The sequence below is a fragment of the Streptomyces scabiei 87.22 genome, from assembly GCF_000091305.1.
GTDB classification, from domain to species: Bacteria; Actinomycetota; Actinomycetes; order Streptomycetales; family Streptomycetaceae; genus Streptomyces; species Streptomyces scabiei.
On sequence record NC_013929.1, the window covers coordinates 1,271,833 to 1,294,389 of the forward strand.

Here is a 22,557-nt window from a genome sequence, read left to right on the forward strand (position 1 = left end):
GTGTCACCAGGCGACCGGCAGACACGTCACGCCGTAGGTGGTGCCGGTGTGGTGGAAGGCCAGCCGGTCGACGGGGACGGCCGGGCGGAGGGTGGGGACGCGGCGGTAGAGCGTGCCGTAGACGACCTGGAGTTCGAGGCGGGCGAGGTTCTGCCCGAGGCACTGGTGGGGGCCGTGGCCGAACGCGTTGTGCTGCCGGGCGGGGCGGCCGAGGTCCAGGCGCTCCGCCTCCGGGAAGGCGTTCGGGTCCCAGTTGGCCGTCTGGAGGTCGAAGAGGAGGCCGTCGCCCTTGCGGATGACCCGGCCGTCGATCTCGATGTCGTCCTTGGCGACCCGGCGCAGACCCGAGTGGACGATCGAGAGGTAGCGCAGCAGCTCGTCGACGGCACCCGCGACGACCCGGGGCTCCTCGGTGTCCCGCAGCACGGCCAGTTGGTCCGGGTGCTCGAACAGGGCGAGCGTGCCGAGGCTGATCATGGTGGCGGTGGTCTCGTGCCCGGCGATCAGCATGGCGACACCCATGCTGACGGCCTCCTGATGGGTCATCTCCCCGGCCCTCACCTTGGCGCCCATCTCCGACAGGACGTCGTCACCGGGTTGTTCGAGCTTCGTGCGGAACAAGGTGTCCAGATAGCCGCCGAGCGCGCGGCTGGACTCCTGGGCCTCCTCGGCGGTGAGGGAGTTGTCGAGGACGCGGTTGCTGTTCTCCTGGAAGAAGCGGTGGTCCTCGTAGGGGACGCCCAGGAGTTCGGCGATGACGAGCGAGGGCACCGGCAGGGCCAGGGCGGTGAGCAGGTCGGCGGGGTTCGGACCGGCCAGCATCTCGTCGATGAGGTCGTCGACGATCTTCTGCGCGGCCGGACGCATCGCCTCGATGCGCTTCACCAGGAAGGGCGCGTTGACCGAGCGGCGCAGCCGGGTGTGCTCCGGCGCGTCCGTGTTGGTGATCAGCTTCGGGGTGTGCGGGGCGATGGCCGCGCGGTGGGCGTTGACGTGGGGGAAGTCGGGCTCGTGGTCGTCGTTGCTGACGCGCGGGTCGGTGAGCAGGGTGCGCTGGTCGGCGTGGCGGGTGATCAGCCACGGGGTGCTGCCGTTCCAGATCCGCACCCGGGAGATCGGGTGCTCGCCACGCAGCCCGGCCGCCGCCGGGGGCGGTGCGAGGGGGCAGGCCGCGGCCCTGGGCATGGGGTACTCGGGGAGCTGCCCGTCCGTGCCGGACGCGGCGTCGGTCGGTGTGCCGGCCATGGTCTCTCCTCGGTGGTGGGGGCTCCGGTGGGGTGGAGCGCCGGGGGATGCTTCGAGGCCTCGATGAGCACATGCAAACAGAGCGGTCTGACGGCTCCCCGTCAGTTGCCTGACAGGAAGCTGACGTGGCCCGGATCACATCGCCTGACTGGCCGGGGTACCGCCCGGTACGCGCACGTGACATCAACCGGCCTATCCGAAGAACCTGTTGGCATCGCCTTGGGTGACCGGGTGGCGTGCTCCCGGAACACGGAGGGGCGGCGCCGAGGGGTTCGGCGCCGCCCTTGCGGTGACGGCGTGGGGCGTCGGGTGTTCCGTGGCGGTGAGGGCGTGTTTGCTTCCCGGAGGATCCGCGACCGGGCGGCGGCGGCAGGGGCTGCGGTCAGTGCTCCCGGCCGTTCGCGCCGCCGAGCCGGTAGCCGAAGCCCCGGTGGGTGTGGATGAGGGGCGGGCCCGCCCGGTCGATCTTGCGGCGGAGGCGGGAGACCAGCTGCTCGATGGCGTTGTCGCCGTGGAAGTCGCCCCAGACGTAGCGGCCGATCTTGTCCTTGGACAGCACCGTGTGGGCGTTCACCAGGAGGTAGCGCAGCAGGCGGTACTCCGCCGGGGTGAGGTTCAACGCCCGGCCGGCGCGCAGGGCCTGACAGGCGGGGTCGTCCAGGACCAAGTCACCGTAGGCCAGTTCGCCGTAGGACGGTTCGCCGTAGGACGAGCCGTAGGACGGTTCGCCCTCCCGGCGGACGGGCATCCGGCCGCGCAGCAGGACCTGTGCGCGGGCCAGCACCTCGGCGACACGGAAGGGTTTGGTGACGTAGTCCTGTTCTCCCGGGCCGACTTCGGGGAGCAGTTCGCCGAGGGCGTCGTGCCGCGCCAGGAAGAGCACCGGGGGGCGGTGGACGACGGGGCGGCGCTCCCTGCCGAGGTCCGCCAGGTCCGGGAGCGCCAGGTCGAGCACGACGAGATCGAAGCGCTGGTCGGTGAGCCGGTGCACGGCAGCGGTGCCCGTACGCTCCGCATGAATCCGGTATCCCGCCAACTCCATCGTCGTGCAGAGGAGTTCGGCCACGGGCGGGTCGTCCGCGACGACGAGGACATGCTGGCCCGCGCCCCGGGGGAGCGACGGTGCGCCACCGGCACTGCCGTACATGGTTAAGGCCATTCGAATCGGGCTCTCTCGCGGGAAGGGACGTTGCGGGGCCGGGTGCTGTACGTACGGTGCGGGGGTGCCGTCCGGCGGGCACAGGGCCGTCCGCCGCGAGGCCCTCGTCCCCCTCGGGTGCCCGTGCGATGCCATGCCCGCCGCAGCGTGCGGTCGCTCGCACCGCCGCCTCGGGTGCCCGCGCAGCGCCTCGCATCGGCGCCCCGGAACGGTCGGCCGACCGGCGACGGGGCCGGCGGGGTGGCGTCGCACATCGCCGGACGACGACCTCCGCCCGTACCGGTCGGGGCCGGTCGGGCGCGCTGTGGGCGACGCAGCCGGGCCTCTCCCCCGTCGAGGCACCCGGCGAAACACCCGGCAGACGACCTGGGGGGCGAGCCGCGGACAGCTGGGGCGAGCCGGGAACGACCCGGGAAACAACCTGGCGGACCTCGACGCCGGGCCCGCCCGCCGAGCCCGCCCGCCGGGCCCCGCGCCCGCTCGCCGGCACCCCGAAAGCGGCGGCCTCCGGCGTCGGCCACCCGCCGCGGAAGGCGACGGAAGCGGCGACGGCGGCATGCCCGCCACTCTACTCTTCTCGTTGCCTAACTCAAGCAATCCGGCGAACTAGGTTGCTTGACTCAAGTAATCCACCTACGCTGGCCCCGCTCGACCGACACGGCGTCCGACAAGGGCGTCGTCCGTACGACGTCGCCCGGGGCCTTTCCGCCGTGGGCGACCCGGGCCCCGGGGCCGTTCGAGCGGGACGGCCCCGGCGCGCCGCACCCGTGGGGACGGGGCCCGGCGCCGTCCCCGGGGCCCGGCCGCCGGTCACTCCCCCGAACGGCACCGGGCCCCTGGGGCACTCCCTCGCGGCCCGAGCACTCATCGTGGGCCCGGCCGGGCGGACGTCCCTGCCCGCCGACCGGCCCACCCCGACGGAAGAGGATCAGTTCATGAGCAGTCACGGTCTCGACGGCCGCGGTGTCGTCGTCACGGGCGCCGGTTCCGGCATCGGCCGGGCCGCGGCCCTGAAGTTCGCCGCGGCGGGCGCGAAGGTGCTGGTCGCCGACCTCGACGGGGCGGCCGCCGAGGAGACCGTCGAGGCGATCGGGGCGGCCGGCGGCACCGCCCTCGCGGTGGTCGGCGACCTCGGCGAGCAGGCCGTCGTCGACACGGTCGTGGAGCGGGCCGTGGACGCCTTCGGCGGGCTGGACGTCCTGGTGAACAACGCCGGGATCATGGACCGGATGTCGGCCCTCGCGGACGTGACCGACGAGGAGTGGGAGCGGGTCCTCCGGGTCAATCTGACCGCGCCGTTCCTGCTCACCCGGGCCGCCCTGCCGCACATGCTGGAGGCGGGGCGCGGCGCGATCGTCTTCACCGCCTCCGAGGCCGGACTGCGCGGCAGCGCGGCCGGGGCCGCCTACACCGCGTCGAAGCACGGTGTCGTCGGGCTGGTGAAGAGCCTGTCGGTGATGTACCGCAAGCAGGGCATCCGGGCCAACGCGATAGCCCCCGGACCGACGCTGACCAACATCAAGGTGGACGCCGACCAGCAGGCCCACGGCCCCGCCGTCGTCGGCGGGCTGATCGGCGCCACCATCGGCCGCCTCGGCACCGCCGAGGAGCAGGCCGACGCGATCCTCTTCCTCGCCTCCGACGCGGCCGCCTTCGTCAACGGCGTGATCCTGCCGGTGGACGACGCCTGGGCCGCCGTCTGACACCTCACGGCCGGCCGGGGCGACCGCGGCCCCTCCGCTACGCCCCGCCCTCACCCTCCCCGCCCTGCGACGGCAGGCGCACCGTGAACGTCGTCGTGCCCGGCTCGGCGGTCAGGGTGAGGGTGCCGCCGTGGGCGCGGACCAGGGAGCGGGCGACGGCGAGGCCGAGACCGCTGCCGCCCCGGTCACGGCTGCGGGCCTTGTCGACACGGTAGAAGCGGTCGAAGACGCGCTCCTGGTCGTCGGCCGGGATGCCCGGGCCGAAGTCGGTGATCCGCACCTCGGCCGTGCCGGACGCGACCCGCACCTCCAGACGGACCTCCGTGCCGCGCGGGGTGTGCACGGCGGCGTTGGTGAGGAGGTTGTCGAGGACCTGGCGCAGACGCAGGGGGTCCAGGCGCAGGTGTACGGGGCCGGAGCCGGTCGTCACGGTCAGCGGGTGGTCCGGGTGGCCCGCGCGGAAGGCGTCCGCCGCCTGGACCGCCAGCTCCACCAGATCGGCCTCCTCCAGCCGCAGGGGGGTCTCGACGTCGGCGGCGTCGAGACGGGCGAGCATCAGCAGGTCGTCCAGCAGGTACCCCATGCGGGCGGCCTCCGCGCGCAGCCGGGCGAGGTGCTTGTCGCGTTCCTCGGGGCTGTGGGCGGCGGCGTACTGGAAGAGGTCGGCGTAGCCGCGCACCGACATCAGGGGGGTGCGCAGTTCGTGGGAGGCGTCGGCGACGAAGCGGCGCAGGCGCTGTTCGGCCTCGGTGCGCACGGCGAGCGCGTCGTCGATGTGCTCCAGCATCGTGTTGAAGGCGGTGCGCAGCTCCTCGACCTCGAAGCCGCCGTCGCGGTTGTCGTGCCGGACGGGCAGCCGCGCCGAGTCCGTGAGGTCGTGCGAGGTGATGCCGCGGGCGGTGTGCGCCATGTCGCTCAGCGGTTTCAGCCCGCGCCGCAGCATGGCCCGGCCGACCACGACGAGCGCCAGCAGGGCGAGGGCGAACGTGACGACCTGGACCGTGATCAGCCGGGTCACGGTCTCGTCGATGTCCTCCATCGGCGCCGCGCTGACGAGGACCAGGCCCGGCTCGACCTCGCAGGCCCGCAGCCGGTACTGGCCCGCGCCCCTGAGGTTCTCGGTGCGGGTGACGTCCGTGCCCTCGGCGGTCATCGCCTTGGCCAGGAGGGTGAACTGCTCGACGTCCCTGGGCACGTCGGCGGGGTCCTCGGGCGTGCGGAGCACCGGGGTGCCGCCGGAGGTGTCGTACACCGCGTAGTACCAGCCCCAGTACTTCTTGCCCGTGAGCGTGCCGTCGTCCGCGATGCTCTTGGACTGGGCGACCTGCGCGATCCTCAGCTGTTCGGTGAGCTGGGCGGAGAGATAGTCGCGCATGTACATGGTCAGGGCGTTGCCGACGACGGCGAACACGACGAGCGCCAGGGCGCCCAGGCCGAGGGCCAGCCGGGTGCCGAGGCGCATGGAGCGGTAGCTCTGCCGGAGGCGGGCGATCACTCCGTGGCCTGCCGCAGGACGTAGCCGAAGCCCCGGACGGTGTGGATGAGGGGTTCGCCGGTGTCGTCCAGCTTGCGGCGCAGCCGGCTGACGACCAGCTCGACGACGTTGGAGCGGCCGCCGAAGCCGTACTCCCAGACGTGGTCGAGGATCTGCGCCTTGGTGAGGACCGTCGGGGACTTGCGCATGAGGTAGCGCAGGACCTCGTACTCGGTGGGGGTGAGGGTCAGGAGCTTGTCGCCGCGCCGGACCTCGCGGGTGTCCTCGTCCATCGACAGGTCCGCGACATGGAGCACGGACCGCTGGAAGGCGGGCCCGGCGCTGCGGCGCAGCACGGTGCGCAGCCGGGCCATCAGCTCCTCCACGGCGAAGGGCTTGACCAGGTAGTCGTCGCCGCCCCGGGTGAGGCCGGCGACGCGGTCGGCGACACCGTCGCGGGCGGTCAGGAACACCACGGGCACCATCGTGCCGGACTGGCGCAGCCGGTCGAGCACGCCGAAGCCGTCCACGCCCGGCAGCATCAGGTCCAGGACCACGATGTCGGGACGGAACGCGGCCGCCTGCCTGAGCGCCTCCTCGCCGGAGTGCGCCGTGACCGCCTCCCAGCCCTCGTAGCGGGCGACGGTCGCCACCAGGTCAGCGATCGGCGGATCGTCGTCCACCACGAGAAGTCGCACTTTTTCCACGTGCTCATAGTGCGGCACCGATCGCCGGACGCCATAGCCGCTCACGATTCGGCAGCCGATCGATAAAAACTTGAAAGTTGTCCGACAGGAAAACGACAGCGGGGACCGGCGAAGCTCGTATCCCCACCTGATCAAGGAGCTGTCACCGTGACCACTCTCCACCAACCCCCCGCGGCGGTCGGCCGCCCGGGAGCACGCCCCAAAGTGGTCGCCCGCACCGGTCTGTACACGGTGCTGGCGGCGAACGTGGCCGTGGTGACCTTCTTCTTCGTGCAGGGGGGCTTCGCCTCGAACGCCCTCATCGTGCTGGGCCGCCTGACCGGTCTGTACGGTGCGCTGCTGATGGCGTTCCAGCTGCTGCTGGTGGCCCGGCTGCCCTGGTTCGACCGGCGCATCGGCATGGACCGGCTGACCTCCTGGCACCGCTGGACGGGCTTCTCGGTGCTCTGGCTGCTGGTCGCGCACGGCACCTTCATCAGCTTCGGGTACGCGCAGTCCTCGGACATGGACCCGGTCAGCCAGCTGGTCGACCTCGCCGAGACCGTCGAGGGCGTGCTGCGCGCGATCGTCGCGCTCGGCATCATCATCGTGATCGGTGTCGTCTCGGCCCGCTTCGCCCGCCGCAGGCTGGCCTACGAGACCTGGCACTTCATCCACCTCTACACCTACGTCGCGGTGGTGCTGGCCTTCACGCACCAGGTCGCGGCGGGCACCTCCTTCGCCTCGTCGAAGACGGCGACGGCGTACTGGTACGTGCTGTGGGGCCTGGCCCTGGCCTCCGTGTTCCTGGGCCGGCTGGTGCTGCCGCTGTGGCGCAACTGGCGTCACCAGCTGCGGGTCACCGCCGTCGTGCCCGAGGCGGACAACGTCGTGTCGATCTACATGAGCGGCCGGGACCTGGACCGGATGCCCGCGCGGGCCGGCCAGTTCTTCCTGTGGCGGTTCCTGACCCGGGACCGCTGGTGGCAGGCCAACCCCTTCTCCCTGTCGGCCGCGCCCGACGGCAGGCAGCTGCGGCTGACCGCGAAGGCCGCCGGCCCGGGCTCCGCCGCCCTGCGCCATGTGAAGGTCGGCACCCGTGTCTTCGCCGAGGGCCCGTACGGCGCCTTCACCGCGATGCACCGCACCCGGCCGGAGTCCGTCCTCGTCGCCGGCGGCGTCGGGGTCACCCCCATCCGGGCCCTGCTGGAGGAGATCGAGGGCCACGCGGTGGTCATCTACCGGGTGGGCGCGGAGCAGGACGCGGTCCTCTACGACGAGCTGCAGCAGCTCGCCTTCGACAAGGGGGCCGAACTGCACCTGGTCTCCGGCCCCGTCAGCCCCGACCTGCTGGCGGCGGGCGAACTGCGGCGCATGGTGCCGGACATCACCGACCGGGACGTGTTCCTGTGCGGGCCGCCGCCGATGATGAACGCGGTCCTCGGCAGCCTGCGCGAACTGGACGTCCCCAAGCCGCAGATCCACTTCGAACGCTTCAGCCTGGCCGGCTGAGGGACAGGAACGCACTGTGAAACGAGTCATTCCCGCCCTGGTCCTCAGCGCGGCCGCGCTGGTGCCCGTCTGGCGATACACCCCCTCGACCGGGACGACCACCACGGTGACCGCCGAGCCGGCGCCGTCGGCCTCCGCCGCGGCGGGCTCCACCGTGGTCAAGGGCCCGACCGTCGAGACCGAGAAGGGTCCCGTGCAGGTCCAGGCGACCTTCCGGGGCACGAAGATCACGGCCGTGAGCATGCTCCAGCAGCCGGACCACCCGCAGACGGAAGCGGCGGTGCCGGTACTGATCGAGGAGACGCTCACGGCGCAGAGCGCCGACATCGACACCGTCTCCGGCGCCACCATCACCAGCGACGCCTACCGGAAGTCCCTGCAGGCGACGATCGACGAGCACGAGAAGACGGCGTCCTCGGCCGACTCGGCGTCCTCGACGGACTCCGGCACCGAGGAGTCGGGCGCCTCGGAGAAGGCGGAGGAGTCGCAGGAGAGCGCGAGCCGGACCGTCGCCGGACCGACCGTGGGCACGTCCAAGGGGGACGTCCAGGTCCAGGTGACCTTCGAGGGCGACGCGATCGCCTCGGTGACGATGCTGAAGCAGCCGAACCACCCGCAGACCGAGGCGGCCGTCCCGGTGCTGATCAAGGAGACGCTGGCTGCGCAGAGCGCCGACATCGACACCGTCTCCGGCGCCACCATCACCAGCGACGGCTACCGGGAGTCCCTGCAGGCCGCCCTCGACACGAAGGTCTGATCCGGTGCGCCGCGTCGAACACATCATGGGGTTCCCGATCTCGCTGCTCGTCGAGGACGGCGAGCCCGGGAGCGCGAACGGCGGAGGGGGCACGGGCCGCGCGGGGAGACCGACCGCCGAGTCAGCGGAGCCGGCGTTCGCCTGGCTGCGTGAGGTCGACGCGCGGTTCAGCCCGTTCCGGGCGGACAGCGAGGTCTCGCGGCTGGACCGGGGCGAGCTGGCGCCGGAGGAGGTCAGCCCGGACCTGGCCGAGGTGCTGGCGCTCTGCGAGGAGTACCGGGTGGCCACGGGCGGCGCGTTCGACGTACGGCTGCCGGGGCGCGGGCTCGACCCCTGCGCCATGGTGAAGGGGTGGGCGGTGCAGCGGGCGGCGGAGCTGCTGACGGGCCTGGGCGCGCGGCGGCTGTGCCTCAACGCGGGCGGTGACGTGGCGACGACCGGCGGTCCGTGGCGGGTGGGCGTACGGCATCCCGAGCGGGCCGACCGTCTCTGTACGGTCCTGTCCCTCACGGACGGGGCGGTCGCCACCTCCGCCCGCTACGAGCGTGGGGACCACATCCTCGACGGCCGTACCGGCCGCCCCGCGACGGGCCTGCTGAGCCTCACGGTCGTGGCCCCGTCCCTCACCGAGGCCGACGCGACCGCGACGGCGGCCTTCGCGATGGGCGCGGAGGGCATCGAATGGGCCGCGTCCCGGGAGGGCTGCGAGGTGTTCGCGGTCGACGCGGAGCGGCGGGTCTTCCGCACCCCGGGGTTGCCCGTGGCGTCGTGACGTCGTTCCGCCGCGCCGGACGTGCTTTGCCGGGTGCGGGTGAGTGGGGGCTGGTCGCGCAGTTCCCCGCGCCCCTGAAAGCCCGGGCCCTGCGGGCCTGAAAGCCAAGGCCCCGCGGGCCTGAAAAGCTTGGGGCGCAGCCCCTGCTTTTCAGGGGCGCGGGGAACTGCGCGAGAAGCCCCACCGGGCCCGCACCCGACCACGCACCCCGCGCCCCTGAAAGCCCAGGCCCCTGCGGGCCCGAAATCCCGTTGCGGCCCGCGCCCCCGCCCCCCGACAGTGACCCCATGACGACGACACACCCCACCCCCCTGCCGCCCGGCCTGACCGTGCGCCCGGCGACGCTCGACGACGCGGAGGCGGTGTGCGCGCTGCTCAACGAGATCGACGTACTGGAGATCGGCCGCGCCGAGACCGAACTGGGCGAGGTACAGGCCGACCTGAAGCATCCCGAGGCGGATCTGGCGCGTGACTCCTGGCTGTTGTTCGACGGCGAGCGGCTGGTGGCGTACGGGCTGCAGTGGGACGAGTCCGGCGGTGAACGCATCGACATGGACCACTACACGCTGCCGGACCAACCCCTCGGCGCCCTGCACCTGTTCGACCTGATGGAGGCCCGCGCGGTGGAGCGCGCGGCGGCCAACGGCGCGGACCGGGCCGTCGTGCACATGCACCTCAACATCGCGCCCACGATGGACCTGGACGCCCTGCGCTTGCGCGGCTGGCGCGCGGTCCGCCGCTACCACGTGATGGCCCGCCCCCTGTCCCCCGCCGAGCCGCCGGCGACTCTCCCGCCCGGTGTCGGTCTGCGCGACTGCGTGGCCGAGCCGGACCGCAGGACGGCCCACGCCCTGCTCCAGGCGGCCTTCGCCGACCACTTCGACTTCCAGCCGCGCACGTACGAGCAGTGGCTGGACGACATCGACGCCGAACACGTCGACTGGTCCCTGACCTGGATCGCGCACGTCGACGGCCTCGGTGACGTGGCCGCCCTGCGGAGCCGCAACGACCGGTCCGCGATGGCCTGGATCCCCAGCATCGGTGTCCTGCGCGAGGCCCGGGGCCGGGGCCTGGGCAGTCTGCTCCTCGGCCACGCCTTCGGTCACTTCGCGGCGCTGGGCCGCGACCGCATCGGTCTGGGCGTCGACACCGACAACAGCACCGGTGCTCTCGCCCTCTACGAACGGCACGGCATGAAGCTGGACTTCGCCGTCGACACCTGGGAATTGATACGCCCCGTCCAGTAGACGCGGTCCATGAAGCCCCCGTTCTCCCGGGATGTCCCCCGGGGAACGGGGGTTCTGCGTTCGGCATGTCGGACATTGTTCGAAACCTCTTGACGCCTCAGCACACGCCGATTGACACTCTCGCAACACGACGTCACATGGTCGAAACAGCGGGATGCCCGGGGCGAGGGTTCCCGCCTCTTCCCGACCCCTCCCCTCTCGCGTTCACCTTGCCTTCGCCACCCCTTCATCAGCCGTGCTCTCAGCAGGGATATCTCGATATGACGTACATCGAACGTCTGCGCGGCCGCGCGAGACGCTGGGCGGGTCCGCTCGCCGGACTGACCGCCGCGTCACTCGTCCTGGGACTGGCCGGGCCGGCCGCCCCGGCCGCCGCGGACGCCGCCGGCCTCACCGACGGGCTGGCCCTCTGGTACAAGCTCGACGCCACCTCCGGCAGCAAGGCCGTCGACGCCTCCGGCCACGGCCGCGACGGCACGGTGAACGGCACCGCGGGCTGGACGGGCAACGGCCAGGGGCTCTCCTTCAACGGGTCGGACACCTACATCAAGGTGCCGAACGACGTCATGAAGGGCATGGACTCCATCAGCGTCTCCATGGACGTGCTGATGGACGAGGCGCAGACCGGTCCCTACTTCATCTACGGCTTCGGCAACAGCAGCAGCGGCACGGGCAACGGCTACCTCTTCGCCACCGGCAACTCACTGCGTACGGCCATCGCTTCGGGCAACTGGTCGACCGAGCAGAACACCCGGCCCTCCGACGGGCACAACCTGAGCCGCTCGGTGTGGAAGCAGCTCACCTACACCCAGACCGGCACCACGGGCGTGCTCTACGAGGACGGCGCCGAGGTCGGCCGCAACACGTCGGTCACCACCACCCCGGGGTCCATCGGCGCGGGCACGACGACCGCCAACTACATAGGCAAGTCGGTCTACACCGGCGACAAGCTCTTCCAGGGCAAGATCCGCGACTTCCGGGTCTACGACCGCGCGCTCGCCGGCTCCGAGGTCGAGCAGCTCGCGCTCCCCATCGCCGAGGAGGGCCTCGCCGCCGACAAGGCCGCCCTCACCCTGGGCGACACCAGCGCGGTGACCGCCGACCTGACCCTGCCGAAGACCGGTACCGCCGGCGGCTCCACGATCACCTGGAAGAGCGACAACACCGGCGTGGTCTCGAACTCCGGCGCGGTGACCCGTCCCGCCGCCGGCGAGCCGAACGGCCACGCCACGCTGACGGCGACCCTGAAGAAGGGTCCGGCGACCGCGACCAAGTCCTTCGAGGTCACGGTCCTGCCGACGTTCGACGACACCACCGCCGTCAAGCAGGCCGCCGAGGCGCTGACGGTGCACAACCTCGACGACGTCCGCGGCAACCTCACACTCCCGGGCGACGGCGGCTTCGGCACGAAGGTCGCATGGTCCTCCGCGAACCCGGACGTCGTCTCTGCGAACGGCGTGGTGAAGCGTCCCGCCCACGGCGGCGGCGACACGACCGCGGCACTGACCGCGACGGTCACCAAGGGCGACGCGAAGACCACCCGCACCTTCACCGCGAAGGTGCCGGAACTGCCCGCGAAGGAAGCCCTCAAGGGCTACATGTTCAGCTACTTCACCGGCGAGGGCACCTCGGACGGCGAGCAGCTGTACGCCGCGCTCAGCAAGGGCAACGACCCGCTGAAGTGGCGGGAGCTGAACGACGGCAAGCCGGTCCTCACCTCCACGCTCGGTGAGAAGGGCCTGCGCGACCCGTTCATCATCCGCTCCCCCGAGGGCGACAAGTTCTACCAGATCGCCACCGACCTGAAGATCTACGGCAACGGCGACTGGGACGCCTCGCAGCGCACCGGCAGCAAGTCGATCATGGTCTGGGAGTCCACCGACCTGGTGCACTGGACGAACCAGCGCCTGGTGAAGGTCTCCCCCGACTCGGCGGGCAACACCTGGGCCCCCGAGGCGTACTACGACGACCAGCGCGGCGAGTACGTGGTGTTCTGGGCGTCGAAGCTGTACGACAACGAGGCCCACTCCGGCGACACGTACAACCGCATGATGTACGCGACGACCCGTGACTTCTACACGTTCAGCGAGCCCAAGGTCTGGGTCGACCGCGGCTACTCCGTCATCGACTCCACGGTCATCCAGCACGACGGCGAGTACTACCGCCTCTCCAAGGACGAGCGGAACAACAGCTCCTCCACCCCCAACAGCAAGTTCATCTTCGAGGAGAAGAGCGACACGCTCCGCAGCCTCTCCTGGACCGCCGTCGCCGAGGGCATCGGCAAGGGCACGATGAGCGCCGCCGAGGGGCCGCTGGTATTCAAGTCGAACACCGAGGACAAGTGGTACGCGTTCCTCGACGAGTTCGGCGGCCGCGGCTACATCCCCTTCGAGACGAAGGACCTGGACTCCGGCGTCTGGACGCCGTCCACCAATTACGACCTGCCGTCCAAGCCCCGGCACGGCACCGTGCTCCCGGTCACCCAGTCCGAGTACGACCGGCTGCTGAAGACCTACCAGCCCGACGGGATCGTCACGAGCGTCGAGGACGTCAAGGTCACGACCCGCATCGGTGACGCCCCGGTCCTGCCGGCCACCGTCATCGCCGAGTTCGCCGACGGCGCGAAGCGGCCCGTCGCCGTCACCTGGGCGGACGTGGACCCCTCGAAGTACGCGCAGGCCGGCACCTTCACGGTGAAGGGCGACCTGCCCGGCGACTCGGCCATCGAGGTCCGCGCCGAGGTCACGGTCTCCACCGGGGGCCCGGACGTCCCGGCCGACCTGCTGGTGCACTACGGCTTCGACGAGAAGGGCGGCAGCATCGCCCGTGACTCCAGCGGCCACGGCTACCACGGCACCTATGTCCGCACCCCCGACTTCGCGACCGGCGTCGACGGCGGCTCGTTCAAGATGTCCGGCGGCAACAGCGGTTCCAGCTCGCCCTACGTCAAGATCCCGAACGGCGTGCTGAAGGGCGCCGACAGCGTCACCGTCTCCACGTACGCGAAGTGGAAGGGCGGCGACAACTGGCAGTGGCTGTTCGGCCTCGGCCCGGACAGCAACAAGTACCTGTTCGCCAGCCCGTCGAACGGTTCCTCGTCCCTCTACTCGGCCATCACGGCGGCGAGCTGGGGCGCGGAGAAGAAGCTGTCCGGCGCCCGGCTCACCCCCGGCAAGTGGCAGCATGTCACGGTCACCGTCGACGGCGGCGCCAAGACGGCGATCCTCTACGCGGACGGCGTCGAGGTCTCCCGCGCCACCGACGTCTCCGTCAAGCCGTCCGACCTGTACGACGCGAACAAGGACTACAGCGGCTACATCGGCCGGTCCATGTACTCCCCCGACCCGTACTTCGGCGGTGAGGTCGACGACTTCCGGATCTACGACCGGGCTCTGAAGCCCGCCGAGATCCTGGAGATCAGCGGCAACACCACGGGCATCGCCAAGGTGACCCACCCGGCGCAGAAGACGGACGCCGTCATCGACGACGCCGGCAGCCGCGTCACGCTGCCGATGAAGCCGGGCACCGATCTCACCAAGCTGGCACCGGAGTTCACCCTCGCCCACGGAGCGAAGATCAGCCCCGCCTCCGGCACCGCGCAGAACTTCACCAAGCCGGTGAAGTACGAGGTCACCGGGTCCGACGGCAAGAAGCGCACCTGGACGGTGTCGGCACGCGAGCTCAAGAGCCCGGTGCTGCCCGGCCTCAACGCGGACCCGAACATCGTCCGCTTCGGTGACACCTTCTACATCTACCCGACCACCGACGGCTTCGAGGGCTGGAGCGGTACGCAGTTCAAGGCGTACTCCTCCAAGGACCTGGTCAACTGGAAGGACCACGGCGTCATCCTGGACCTCGGTCCGGACGTCTCCTGGGCGGACAGCAGGGCCTGGGCCCCCGCGATGGAGGAGCGCGACGGCAAGTACTACTTCTACTTCTGCGCCGACGCGAACATCGGTGTCGCGGTCTCCGACTCGCCCACCGGCCCGTTCAAGGACGCGCTCGGCAAGCCGCTGCTCAAGGCCGGAACCCTCCCGGGTCAGATGATCGACCCGGCGGTCTTCACCGACGACGACGGAAAGTCGTACCTCTACTGGGGCAACGGCCGCGCCTACGTGGTCCCGCTGAACGACGACATGGTGTCGTTCGACTCCGCCAAGATCTCGGACATCACCCCCAGCGGCTACAACGAGGGCACGTTCGTCATCAAGCGCAAGGGCACCTACTACTTCATGTGGTCGGAGAACGACACACGTGACGAGAACTACCAGGTCGCCTACGCCACCGGCTCCTCGCCCACCGGTCCCTGGACCAAGCGGGGCGTCATCCTGGAGAAGGACCTCTCGCTCGGCGTCAAGGGCCCCGGCCACCACTCCGTGGTCCACGTCCCCGGCACCGACGACTGGTACATCGCCTACCACCGCTTCGCCATCCCGGGCGGAGACGGCACCCACCGCGAAACCACCATCGACAAGCTGGAGTTCGACGCCGACGGCCTGCTGAAGAAGGTCGTCCCCACCCTGGAGAGCATCGACCCGGTCACCATCGCCCGGGCCGGCGCGGACGTCTCCGGCAAGGAAGGCTCCAAGATCCAGCTGAACGGCACGGTCTCCGGCGCGGGCACCGCCAAGTGGACGGCCGAGAAGGGCGCGCCCTGCGTCTTCGCCGACGCCGGATCCGCGAGGACCACGATCACCTGTGCCGACAACGGCACCTACGAGGTCACCCTGACCGGCGGCCGCAGCTCGGACACGGCCACCGTCACCGTCACCAACGCGGCCCCGGAGATCACCTCGGTGAGCAGCGGGAAGACCGTGGAGACGGGCAAGGTCACCCGGGTCCGGGTCAAGTTCACCGACGCGGGCACCCGTGACGAGCACACCTGCCGGATCGACTGGAAGGACGGTTCCAAGCCGGCGGCCGGCAAGGTCACGGCCGGCAGCTGCAAGGCCGAGCACACCTACCGCACGGCCGGCCTCTTCGCGCCGGTGATCACCGTCACCGACGACGACGGCGCCTCGGTGAGCCACACCGTCGCCGAGCTGGTCGTCTACGACCGCAAGGCCGGCGGCGCCACCGGTGACGGCAGCTTCACCTCCCCCGCCGGGGCCTACCCGGCCGGCCCGAAGCTGACCGGCAAGGCGGACTTCTCCTTCACCGCCGCGTACGGCAAGAGCGGCAACAAGCCGTCCGGCAAGGTCGCGTTCGACTTCGCCGGCGCCAAGCTGAAGTTCCGCTCCACCAGCACCGAGTGGCTCGTGGTCACCGGCTCCGAGGCGGTCCTCCAGGGCTACGGCACGGTCAACGGCAAGGGCGGTTACCTCTTCCGCGTCACGGCCACCGACGGTCCGGACACCTTCCAGATCAAGATCTGGAAGAAGTCCGACGGCAAGGTGGTCTACGACAACCGGACGGCCTCGACGACGAAGGGCGTCACCATCGGCCGCAAGTAGCACCGAGGCACCACACCGGCACCACCGAGCCGCGTCCGGATCCTTCCGGGCGCGGCTCGGCGCGTGAGGCGGGGGAATCCCCTCACCCCCAGGACGTTGAACCCCGTGTGACCTCCGTACTCGCCGCCACCCGCTTCTCCGTCCTCGACCGCTCCCGCATCCGCGAGGGCCACAGCGCCCCCGAGGCCCTGCGCGACACCGTGCGACTGGCCCGGCACGCGGAGCGTCTCGGCTTCCACCGCTTCTGGGTGTCGGAACATCACGGGGTGCCCGGGGTGGCCGGTTCCGCGCCCACCGTGCTGGCCGCGGCCGTGGCGGCGGCCACCCGCACGATCCGGGTGGGCACCGGCGGGGTCATGCTCCCCAACCACCGCACGCTGGTCGTCGCGGAACAGTTCGGCGTCCTCGCGTCCCTGTTCCCCGGACGGATCGACATGGGGCTCGGCCGCTCCGTCGGCTTCACGGACGGTGTGCGCCGCGCACTGGGCCGGGACAAGGACGACGCCGAGGACTTCGAGGGCCGGCTCGACGAGCTGCTCGGCTGGTTCGCCGGCACGTCCCCGACCGGGGTGCACGCGCGTCCTCCCGAGGGCCTGAAGGTACCCCCGTTCGTGCTGGCGACGGGCGAGGGCGCCGAGATCGCCGCACGGGCGGGCCTGCCGCTGGTGATCGGCGACCTCCGCGACCGTGACCGGATGCGCCGGGGCGTGGACCGCTACCGCGCCGGGTTCCGCCCGTCCGCGTGGGCCGACGAGCCGTACGTCGTCGTCTCCGGCACGGTCGCCGTCGCCGACACGCCGGACAGCGCCCGCCGTCTGCTCCTGCCGGAGGCCTGGGCCATGGCGTACTCACGCACCCACGGCACGTTCCCGCCGCTCGCCCCGGCGCAGGAGGTCGAGCGGCGGTCGATGACGGCCAGGGAGCGGACCTTCTACGAGTCCGGGCTGACCGGCCACGTGCACGGCACGGAGGAACAGGTCGCGCGCGCACTGGAGTCGGTGGTGGAGGAGACGGGCGCCCAGGAGGTCCTGGTCACGACGAGTACGTACGACCGCGAGGCGCTGCTGGACTCGTATCGGAGGCTGTCCCGGATCGCGGGCCTCGGCCGCCCCCCGGCCGAGGCCCGACCTTCGGACGGTTCTCCCCGCGACCGCTGAGGGCGGCGTGGCCGGCGAGGGCGGCGCCCGGCGGGGGCGCGACCGGAGCCGGCCCGTCGATCACCGCCGTCTGCGCCGCCCGCGCAAGGGTCCGCCGGTCGAGCCGGCCGGCCGGGGCGACGACGGGCCGTACCTCCACCTCGGCGACGATCCCGCGCGAGGACACCACCCGCCACACCGACGTGAGCAGCGCGTCGTCCCCGACGTAGGCGGGCGTGGTGCTCGCCCCTCCCCCGGCCCCCCGGTACCGGACGCGGACCGGCTGCACGGGCACGCCGGCGTCGAGCGCGGCCTGGAACACGGCCCGCCGGAAGCGGCCCTGCGCCCGGCCGCACCAGGTGCTCCCCTCGGGAAAGGCGACGACGGCCGCGCCCCCGCGCAGGGCCCCGGCGATGCGGGCGACCGTCTCCGGCAGCGCGCGGATCCGGTCCCGCTCGATGAACAGCACCCCGCTGCGCGCGACGAGAGCGCCCGCCACCGGCCACGCCCGGATGTCCGCCTTGGCGAGCATCCGCGCCGGGCGCACCGCCCCGAGCAGCGGTATGTCGAGCCAGGAGACGTGGTTGGCGACCATGAGCAGTCCTCCGGCGGGCGGTGCGGCGCCGGAGATCCGTACCCGGACGCCCGAGGCTCTGACGACCGCCCGGCTCCACCGGCGCACGACGCCGGACGGCGGGCGCAGTCCGGCGAGGCTCACCAGCACCCCGACGGCGACCAGGGCCACGACCGCCGCGAACCGGGCCACGGCCCGCGGCAGGGACACTCCCCGCCCGGTCGCCGTCACGCACGCCCGCGGGCTGCAGGGCGCGCCGGGCAGCCATGCGCTCACCGGTTCACGCCGCCGGGACGAGGGAGAGGAAGTGCCGCAGGTAGCGGGCGTCGACCCGGCGCATCGACAGCAGGACGTACAGGTCGGCGACCCCGAAGTCCGGGTCGTGCGCGGGCTCGCCGCACACCCAGGCGCCGAGCCGCAGATAGCCGCGCAGCAGCGGCGGCAGCTCGGTACGGCCCTGCGCCGCCCCGGCCTTCGGCACCCAGGGCAGCAGGGGCTGTACCCGGTACTCCTCCGGCGCCAGGTTCCTGGTCCGGACCCGGTCCCAGGTGCCCGCGGCGAGGGCTCCGCCGTCGGCGAGCGGGAGGGAGCAGCAGCCGCCCAGCCACTCGTGGCCGCCCTGGACCATGTAGCGGGCGATGCCGGCCCAGATCAGGCCGATCACGGTGCCGTCACGGTGGTCGGGGTGCACACAGGACCGGCCGGCCTCCACCAGCGAGGGGCGGATCGCGTCGAGCCTGCCGAGGTCGAACTCGCCCTCGGAGTACAGCCGTCCGGCGACCGCGGCCCGCTCGGGCGGCAGCAGCCGGTAGGTGCCGACGACCTGTCCGGTCAGGGTGTCCCGGACGAGCAGGTGGTCGCAGTGGGCGTCGAAGGGGTCGATGTCGAGTCCCGGCTGCGGCGACGCCGTCAGGGCTCCCATCTCCCCGGCGAACACGTCGTGCCGCAGCCGCTGGGCGGCGCGGACGTCCTCCTCGCCGCGGGCCAGGGTGACGGTGTAGCGGGTGGGGGCCGTCGGCCGGGGCGGGCTGTCGAGGGTGGAGGCGGTCATGGCATCTCCTGGTCACACGGGCCGACTCGGCGGCGTCAGGCGCGGACCCGGGGACGTACGGCCCGCCGCCCCAGTTCTCCCGGCGTCGGCTGACACCCGCGTGACCGGTCGCGGGAGCCCGGATGTGGAGAGGTTGAACGGCTCGGACCAGGTGTCCGGGGCGTCCGGGTCCGTCGACCGGCGGGTGTCGCGACGGTGACGAGACCTTGGCGGGGCCGGGAGAGAGCACCACGCCCGGCCCCGCCCGTCCGCACCTGTCGGCGAACGTTCCCTGCCCCCGCTCGGGGGCGCGCGGCGGGCCCGCCCGGCCCCGCCGCGTACCGTGCTACCTCGTCCCGGCCTTCCGGGCGGCCCGCAGCCACTCCCTGTTCATGCTCGTGATGGACATCAGCGGAATGCCCTTGGGGCAGGCCGTGGCGCACTCGCCCGCCAGCGTGCACCCACCGAACCCCTCCGCGTCCATCTGTTCGACCATGTCCAGCACCCGGGTCTCCCGCTCGGGCGCGCCCTGCGGCAGCACGTTCAGATGGTTGATCTTGGCGGAGGTGAACAGCATCGCCGCCCCGTTCGGGCACGCGGCCACGCAGGCCCCGCACCCGATGCACTCCGCGTGCTCGAACGCGAGGTCCGCGTCCGGTTTGGGGACGGCCGTGGCGTGCGCCTCGGGTGCCGCCCCGGTCGGCGCGGTGATGTATCCCCCGGCCTGGATGATCCGGTCGAACGCCGACCGGTCCACCACCAGGTCCTTGACCACCGGGAAGGCCGCCGCCCGCCAGGGTTCGACGTCGATCGTGTCGCCGTCCGAGAAGGACCGCATGTGCAGCTGGCAGGTCGTCGTCCGCTCCGGCCCGTGCGCGTCGCCGTCGATGACGAGCGAGCACGCTCCGCAGATGCCCTCCCGGCAGTCGTGGTCGAAGGCCACCGGGTCCTCGCCGCGCAGGATGAGTTCCTCGTTGAGCGTGTCGAGCATCTCCAGGAAGGACATGTCGGGGGAGATGCCGTCCACCTCGTACGTGGACATGGCACCGTCGGCGTCGGCGTTCCGCTGCCGCCAGACGCGCAGGGTCAGCTTCATGCGTAGCTCCGCTGGGTGGGGTGGACGTACTCGAAGACCAGGTCTTCCCGGTGCAGGACGGGGGCGGTGCCGGTGCCGGTGAACTCCCAGGCGGCGGCGTACGAGAACTCCTCGTCCCGGCGCTCCGCCTCGCCGTCGGCCGTCTGGGACTCCTCGCGGAAGTGGCCGCCGCAGGACTCGGCGCGGTGCAGCGCGTCGAGGCACATCAGTTCGGCGAGTTCGAGGTAGTCGACGATCCGGTTGGCCTTCTCCAGGGACTGGTTGAACTCCTCGCCCGTCCCCGGGACCTTGATCCGCCGCCAGAACTCCTCGCGGATCTGCGGGATCCGCTCCAGGGCCTTGCGCAGGCCGCTGTCGGTGCGCGCCATGCCGCAGAACTCCCACATCAGTTCGCCGAGTTCACGGTGGAAGGAGTCGGGCGTGCGGTCGCCGTCGACGGCGAGCAGCAGGTTCAGCCGGTCCTCGGTCTCGGCCAGCACCTCCTGGACGAGGGGGTGTTCGGGGCCGATGCCGTCCTGCTCCGGGTGCCGGGCGAGGTAGTCGTTGATGGTGGCCGGCAGCACGAAGTAGCCGTCGGCGAGGCCCTGCATGAGCGCGGAGGCGCCGAGCCGGTTGGCGCCGTGGTCGGAGAAGTTGGCCTCGCCGACGGCGAACAGGCCGGGGACGGTGGTCTGGAGGTCGTAGTCGACCCACAGCCCGCCCATCGTGTAGTGCACGGCCGGGTAGATCCGCATCGGCACCTCGTAGGGATCCTCGTCGGTGATCCGCTGGTACATGTCGAAGAGGTTGCCGTACCTGGCCTCGACGGCCCCCCGCCCCATGCGCGCGACGGCGTCGGCGAAGTCGAGGTAGACGCCCTGCCCGCCGGGCCCGACGCCCCGCCCCTCGTCGCAGACGTTCTTCGCGGCGCGGGAGGCGATGTCACGGGGGACGAGGTTGCCGAAGGAGGGGTAGATCCGCTCCAGGTAGTAGTCGCGCTCGTCCTCGGGGATCCGGTTCGCCGGTCGCCGGTCGCCGCGCGCCTTCGGCACCCAGATGCGGCCGTCGTTGCGCAGCGACTCGCTCATCAGTGTCAGCTTGGACTGGTGGTCGCCGGTGCGGGGGATGCACGTCGGGTGGATCTGGGTGAAGCACGGGTTCGCGAACAGCGCCCCCCGCCGGTGCGCCCGCCACACGGCGGTCGCGTTGGAGTTCATGGCGTTGGTCGACAGGTAGAAGACGTTGCCGTACCCGCCGCTCGCCAGCACCACGGCGTCCGCGAAGTAGGTGTCGATCCTCCCCGTGATCAGGTCCCGGGCCACGATGCCGCGCGCCCGCCCGTCGACCACGATCAGGTCGAGCATCTCGGTGCGCGGGTGCATCTCCACGTTCCCGGCCGCGATCTGCCTGCTCAGCGCCTGGTAGGCACCCAGGAGCAGTTGCTGACCCGTCTGGCCCCGGGCGTAGAACGTCCGCGACACCTGGACGCCGCCGAAGGAGCGGGTGTCGAGCAGCCCGCCGTACTCGCGGGCGAAGGGCACGCCCTGGGCCACGCACTGGTCGATGATCTCGACGGAGATCTGCGCCAGCCGGTGGACGTTCGACTCCCGTGCCCGGAAGTCGCCGCCCTTGACGGTGTCGTAGAACAGCCGGTGGACCGAGTCGCCGTCGTTGCGGTAGTTCTTGGCCGCGTTGATGCCGCCCTGCGCGGCGATCGAGTGGGCGCGGCGCGGGGAGTCCTGGTAGCAGAACTGGACGACGTGGTACCCCTGTTCGGCGAGCGTGGCACCCGCCGAGCCGCCGGCGAGGCCCGTACCGACGACGATCACCGTGTGCTTGCGGCGGTTGGCGGGGTTGACCAGCTTGGCCTCGAAGCGGCGCCGGTCCCAGCGCTCGGCGACCGGCCCCGCGGGGGCCTTGCCGTCGACGACCGGTGCCCCGGTCGTGTAGTCCGTGTAGGCGGAGGACAGGGTCATGGTCAGCTCACCACTCCGGTCATGACGGCGACGGGTACGGAGACGAAGCCCGCGGTCAGCACGAGCGCGAGGACGTTCGCGGTGGTCCTCAGGGCCAGGTCGCGGGTGCGGCTGCCGGCGCCGAGGGTCTGGGCGGCGCTCCAGAAGCCGTGCCGCACGTGCAGGCCGAGTGCGAGCACCGCGGCGATGTAGACGACGTTGCCGTACCAGGTGGAGAAGGTGTCGATCACGTTCTGGTACGGGTGTCCGGCCTCGAATCCGCCGGGGTGGGCGGTGCCGGTCGTCAGGTCGAGAATGTGCCAGACGAGGAACAGGGCGAGGATGACGCCGCCCCAGCGCATGGTGCGGGTCGCGTAGCTCGCCCGGCGCTTCCTGTGCACGTACCTGCTCGGCCGGGCCCGCAGGTCGCGGCGGCTGAGCTGGTAGGCGGCCGTGGCGTGGGCGACGACCGCGGCGACGAGCACCACACGGACGATCCACAGCGCCCACTCGTGGTGCAGGAAGGGCTCGCCGAGGGTGCGCAGCCAGTGGGCGTAGCCGTTGAACTCGTCCGAGCCGAAGAAGATCTTGAGGTTGCCGAGCATGTGGACGACCAGGTACGCCAGCATGATCAGTCCGCTGACGGCCATCACCGTCTTCTTGCCGAGGGAGCTGTCCCACACCGAGCGTGCGAAGGACGGTTTCCGTTCCGTCCGGTCCGCCCGGTCCGTCCGCGTTGCCAGAGCCATACGACAGACGCTAGAACCACCGCACCCCAT

15 protein-coding genes and 1 pseudogene are annotated in these 22,557 nt (G+C 71.7%); 7 read left to right on the forward strand and 9 right to left on the reverse strand.

Features of this window, described 5'->3' with window-relative positions:
• Positions 1–3: 3 nt before the first annotated feature.
• The gene (locus tag SCAB_RS05375) at positions 4–1,245 is read right to left on the reverse strand and encodes a cytochrome P450 (RefSeq protein ID WP_012999032.1); all 1,242 of its coding nucleotides are present in this window, start codon (positions 1,243–1,245) and stop codon (positions 4–6) included.
• A gap of 382 nt (positions 1,246–1,627) precedes the next feature.
• Positions 1,628–2,404 carry a response regulator transcription factor gene (locus tag SCAB_RS05380; protein WP_374195353.1) on the reverse strand — a complete coding sequence of 259 codons (777 nt, stop codon included), beginning with the start codon at positions 2,402–2,404 and terminating at the stop codon, positions 1,628–1,630.
• A gap of 935 nt (positions 2,405–3,339) precedes the next feature.
• Here SCAB_RS05380 and SCAB_RS05385 point away from each other — a divergent pair.
• Entirely contained in the window at positions 3,340–4,107 is a 768-nt protein-coding gene (locus SCAB_RS05385) for an SDR family NAD(P)-dependent oxidoreductase (RefSeq protein WP_037727071.1), read from the forward strand.
• Positions 4,108–4,144: 37 nt separating this feature from the next.
• On the opposite strand, the gene SCAB_RS05390 is transcribed toward SCAB_RS05385, so the two are convergent.
• On the reverse strand, positions 4,145–5,602 hold the full coding sequence (locus SCAB_RS05390) for a sensor histidine kinase (RefSeq protein WP_012999035.1): 1,458 nt from the start codon (positions 5,600–5,602) through the stop codon (positions 4,145–4,147).
• Entirely contained in the window at positions 5,599–6,288 is a 690-nt protein-coding gene (locus SCAB_RS05395; RefSeq protein ID WP_012999036.1) for a response regulator transcription factor, read from the reverse strand. The genes SCAB_RS05390 and SCAB_RS05395 overlap by 4 nt, the downstream gene beginning before the upstream one ends.
• A gap of 204 nt (positions 6,289–6,492) precedes the next feature.
• Here SCAB_RS05395 and SCAB_RS05400 point away from each other — a divergent pair, with 204 nt between their 5' ends.
• From SCAB_RS05400 to SCAB_RS05425, 6 genes are all read left to right on the forward strand, one after another.
• A complete protein-coding gene (locus tag SCAB_RS05400) occupies positions 6,493–7,779 on the forward strand; it encodes a ferredoxin reductase family protein (protein ID WP_012999037.1) in 1,287 nt (428 codons plus the stop codon).
• A 16-nt stretch (positions 7,780–7,795) separates the two neighbouring features.
• Positions 7,796–8,536, forward strand: a complete 741-nt coding sequence (locus tag SCAB_RS05405) for an FMN-binding protein (protein ID WP_012999038.1) — start codon at positions 7,796–7,798, stop codon at positions 8,534–8,536.
• A 4-nt stretch (positions 8,537–8,540) separates the two neighbouring features.
• Complete coding sequence (locus SCAB_RS05410; protein WP_012999039.1) at positions 8,541–9,308, forward strand: FAD:protein FMN transferase; 768 nt, start codon at positions 8,541–8,543, stop codon at positions 9,306–9,308.
• Between the two features lie 287 nt (positions 9,309–9,595).
• On the forward strand, positions 9,596–10,555 hold the full coding sequence (locus SCAB_RS05415) for a GNAT family N-acetyltransferase (RefSeq protein ID WP_012999040.1): 960 nt from the start codon (positions 9,596–9,598) through the stop codon (positions 10,553–10,555).
• Between the two features lie 260 nt (positions 10,556–10,815).
• Positions 10,816–16,008, forward strand: a complete 5,193-nt coding sequence (locus tag SCAB_RS05420) for a family 43 glycosylhydrolase (protein WP_012999041.1) — start codon at positions 10,816–10,818, stop codon at positions 16,006–16,008.
• Positions 16,009–16,115: 107 nt separating this feature from the next.
• Positions 16,116–17,165: an LLM class flavin-dependent oxidoreductase gene (locus SCAB_RS05425; RefSeq protein ID WP_012999042.1), complete on the forward strand. Its 1,050-nt coding sequence runs from the start codon at positions 16,116–16,118 to the stop codon at positions 17,163–17,165.
• 61 nt (positions 17,166–17,226) lie between these two features.
• On the opposite strand, the pseudogene SCAB_RS05430 reads toward SCAB_RS05425, so the two are convergent.
• The 5 genes and pseudogenes from SCAB_RS05430 to SCAB_RS05450 all read right to left on the reverse strand — a co-directional run.
• Positions 17,227–17,994, reverse strand: a pseudogene (locus tag SCAB_RS05430) (lysophospholipid acyltransferase family protein); the annotation flags it as partial.
• Positions 17,995–17,998: 4 nt separating this feature from the next.
• Positions 17,999–18,769 (reverse strand): GNAT family N-acetyltransferase, encoded by a 771-nt coding sequence (locus tag SCAB_RS05435; protein WP_012999043.1) that lies wholly within the window; start codon positions 18,767–18,769, stop codon positions 17,999–18,001.
• A gap of 325 nt (positions 18,770–19,094) precedes the next feature.
• Entirely contained in the window at positions 19,095–19,844 is a 750-nt protein-coding gene (locus SCAB_RS05440) for a succinate dehydrogenase/fumarate reductase iron-sulfur subunit (RefSeq protein WP_012999044.1), read from the reverse strand.
• Complete coding sequence (locus SCAB_RS05445) at positions 19,841–21,799, reverse strand: fumarate reductase/succinate dehydrogenase flavoprotein subunit (RefSeq protein ID WP_012999045.1); 1,959 nt, start codon at positions 21,797–21,799, stop codon at positions 19,841–19,843. The genes SCAB_RS05440 and SCAB_RS05445 overlap by 4 nt, the downstream gene beginning before the upstream one ends.
• 2 nt (positions 21,800–21,801) lie before the next feature.
• Positions 21,802–22,527, reverse strand: coding sequence for a succinate dehydrogenase (locus tag SCAB_RS05450; RefSeq protein ID WP_046773914.1), 726 nt, complete (start codon positions 22,525–22,527; stop codon positions 21,802–21,804).
• Positions 22,528–22,557 lie beyond the last annotated feature (30 nt).

Excerpts from the sequence above, each read along its gene's own strand:
- SCAB_RS05435 (WP_012999043.1), bottom strand. The coding sequence starts at position 18,769 with ATGACCGCCTCCACCCTCGACAGCCCGCCCCGGCCGACGGCCCCCACC.
- SCAB_RS05450 (WP_046773914.1), bottom strand. The coding sequence starts at position 22,527 with ATGGCTCTGGCAACGCGGACGGACCGGGCGGACCGGACGGAACGGAAA.
- SCAB_RS05385 (WP_037727071.1), top strand. The coding sequence starts at position 3,340 with ATGAGCAGTCACGGTCTCGACGGCCGCGGTGTCGTCGTCACGGGCGCC.
- SCAB_RS05445 (WP_012999045.1), bottom strand. The coding sequence starts at position 21,799 with ATGACCCTGTCCTCCGCCTACACGGACTACACGACCGGGGCACCGGTC.
- SCAB_RS05420 (WP_012999041.1), top strand. The coding sequence starts at position 10,816 with ATGACGTACATCGAACGTCTGCGCGGCCGCGCGAGACGCTGGGCGGGT.
- SCAB_RS05380 (WP_374195353.1), bottom strand. The coding sequence starts at position 2,404 with ATGGCCTTAACCATGTACGGCAGTGCCGGTGGCGCACCGTCGCTCCCC.
- SCAB_RS05375 (WP_012999032.1), bottom strand. The coding sequence starts at position 1,245 with ATGGCCGGCACACCGACCGACGCCGCGTCCGGCACGGACGGGCAGCTC.
- SCAB_RS05415 (WP_012999040.1), top strand. The coding sequence starts at position 9,596 with ATGACGACGACACACCCCACCCCCCTGCCGCCCGGCCTGACCGTGCGC.
- SCAB_RS05440 (WP_012999044.1), bottom strand. The coding sequence starts at position 19,844 with ATGAAGCTGACCCTGCGCGTCTGGCGGCAGCGGAACGCCGACGCCGAC.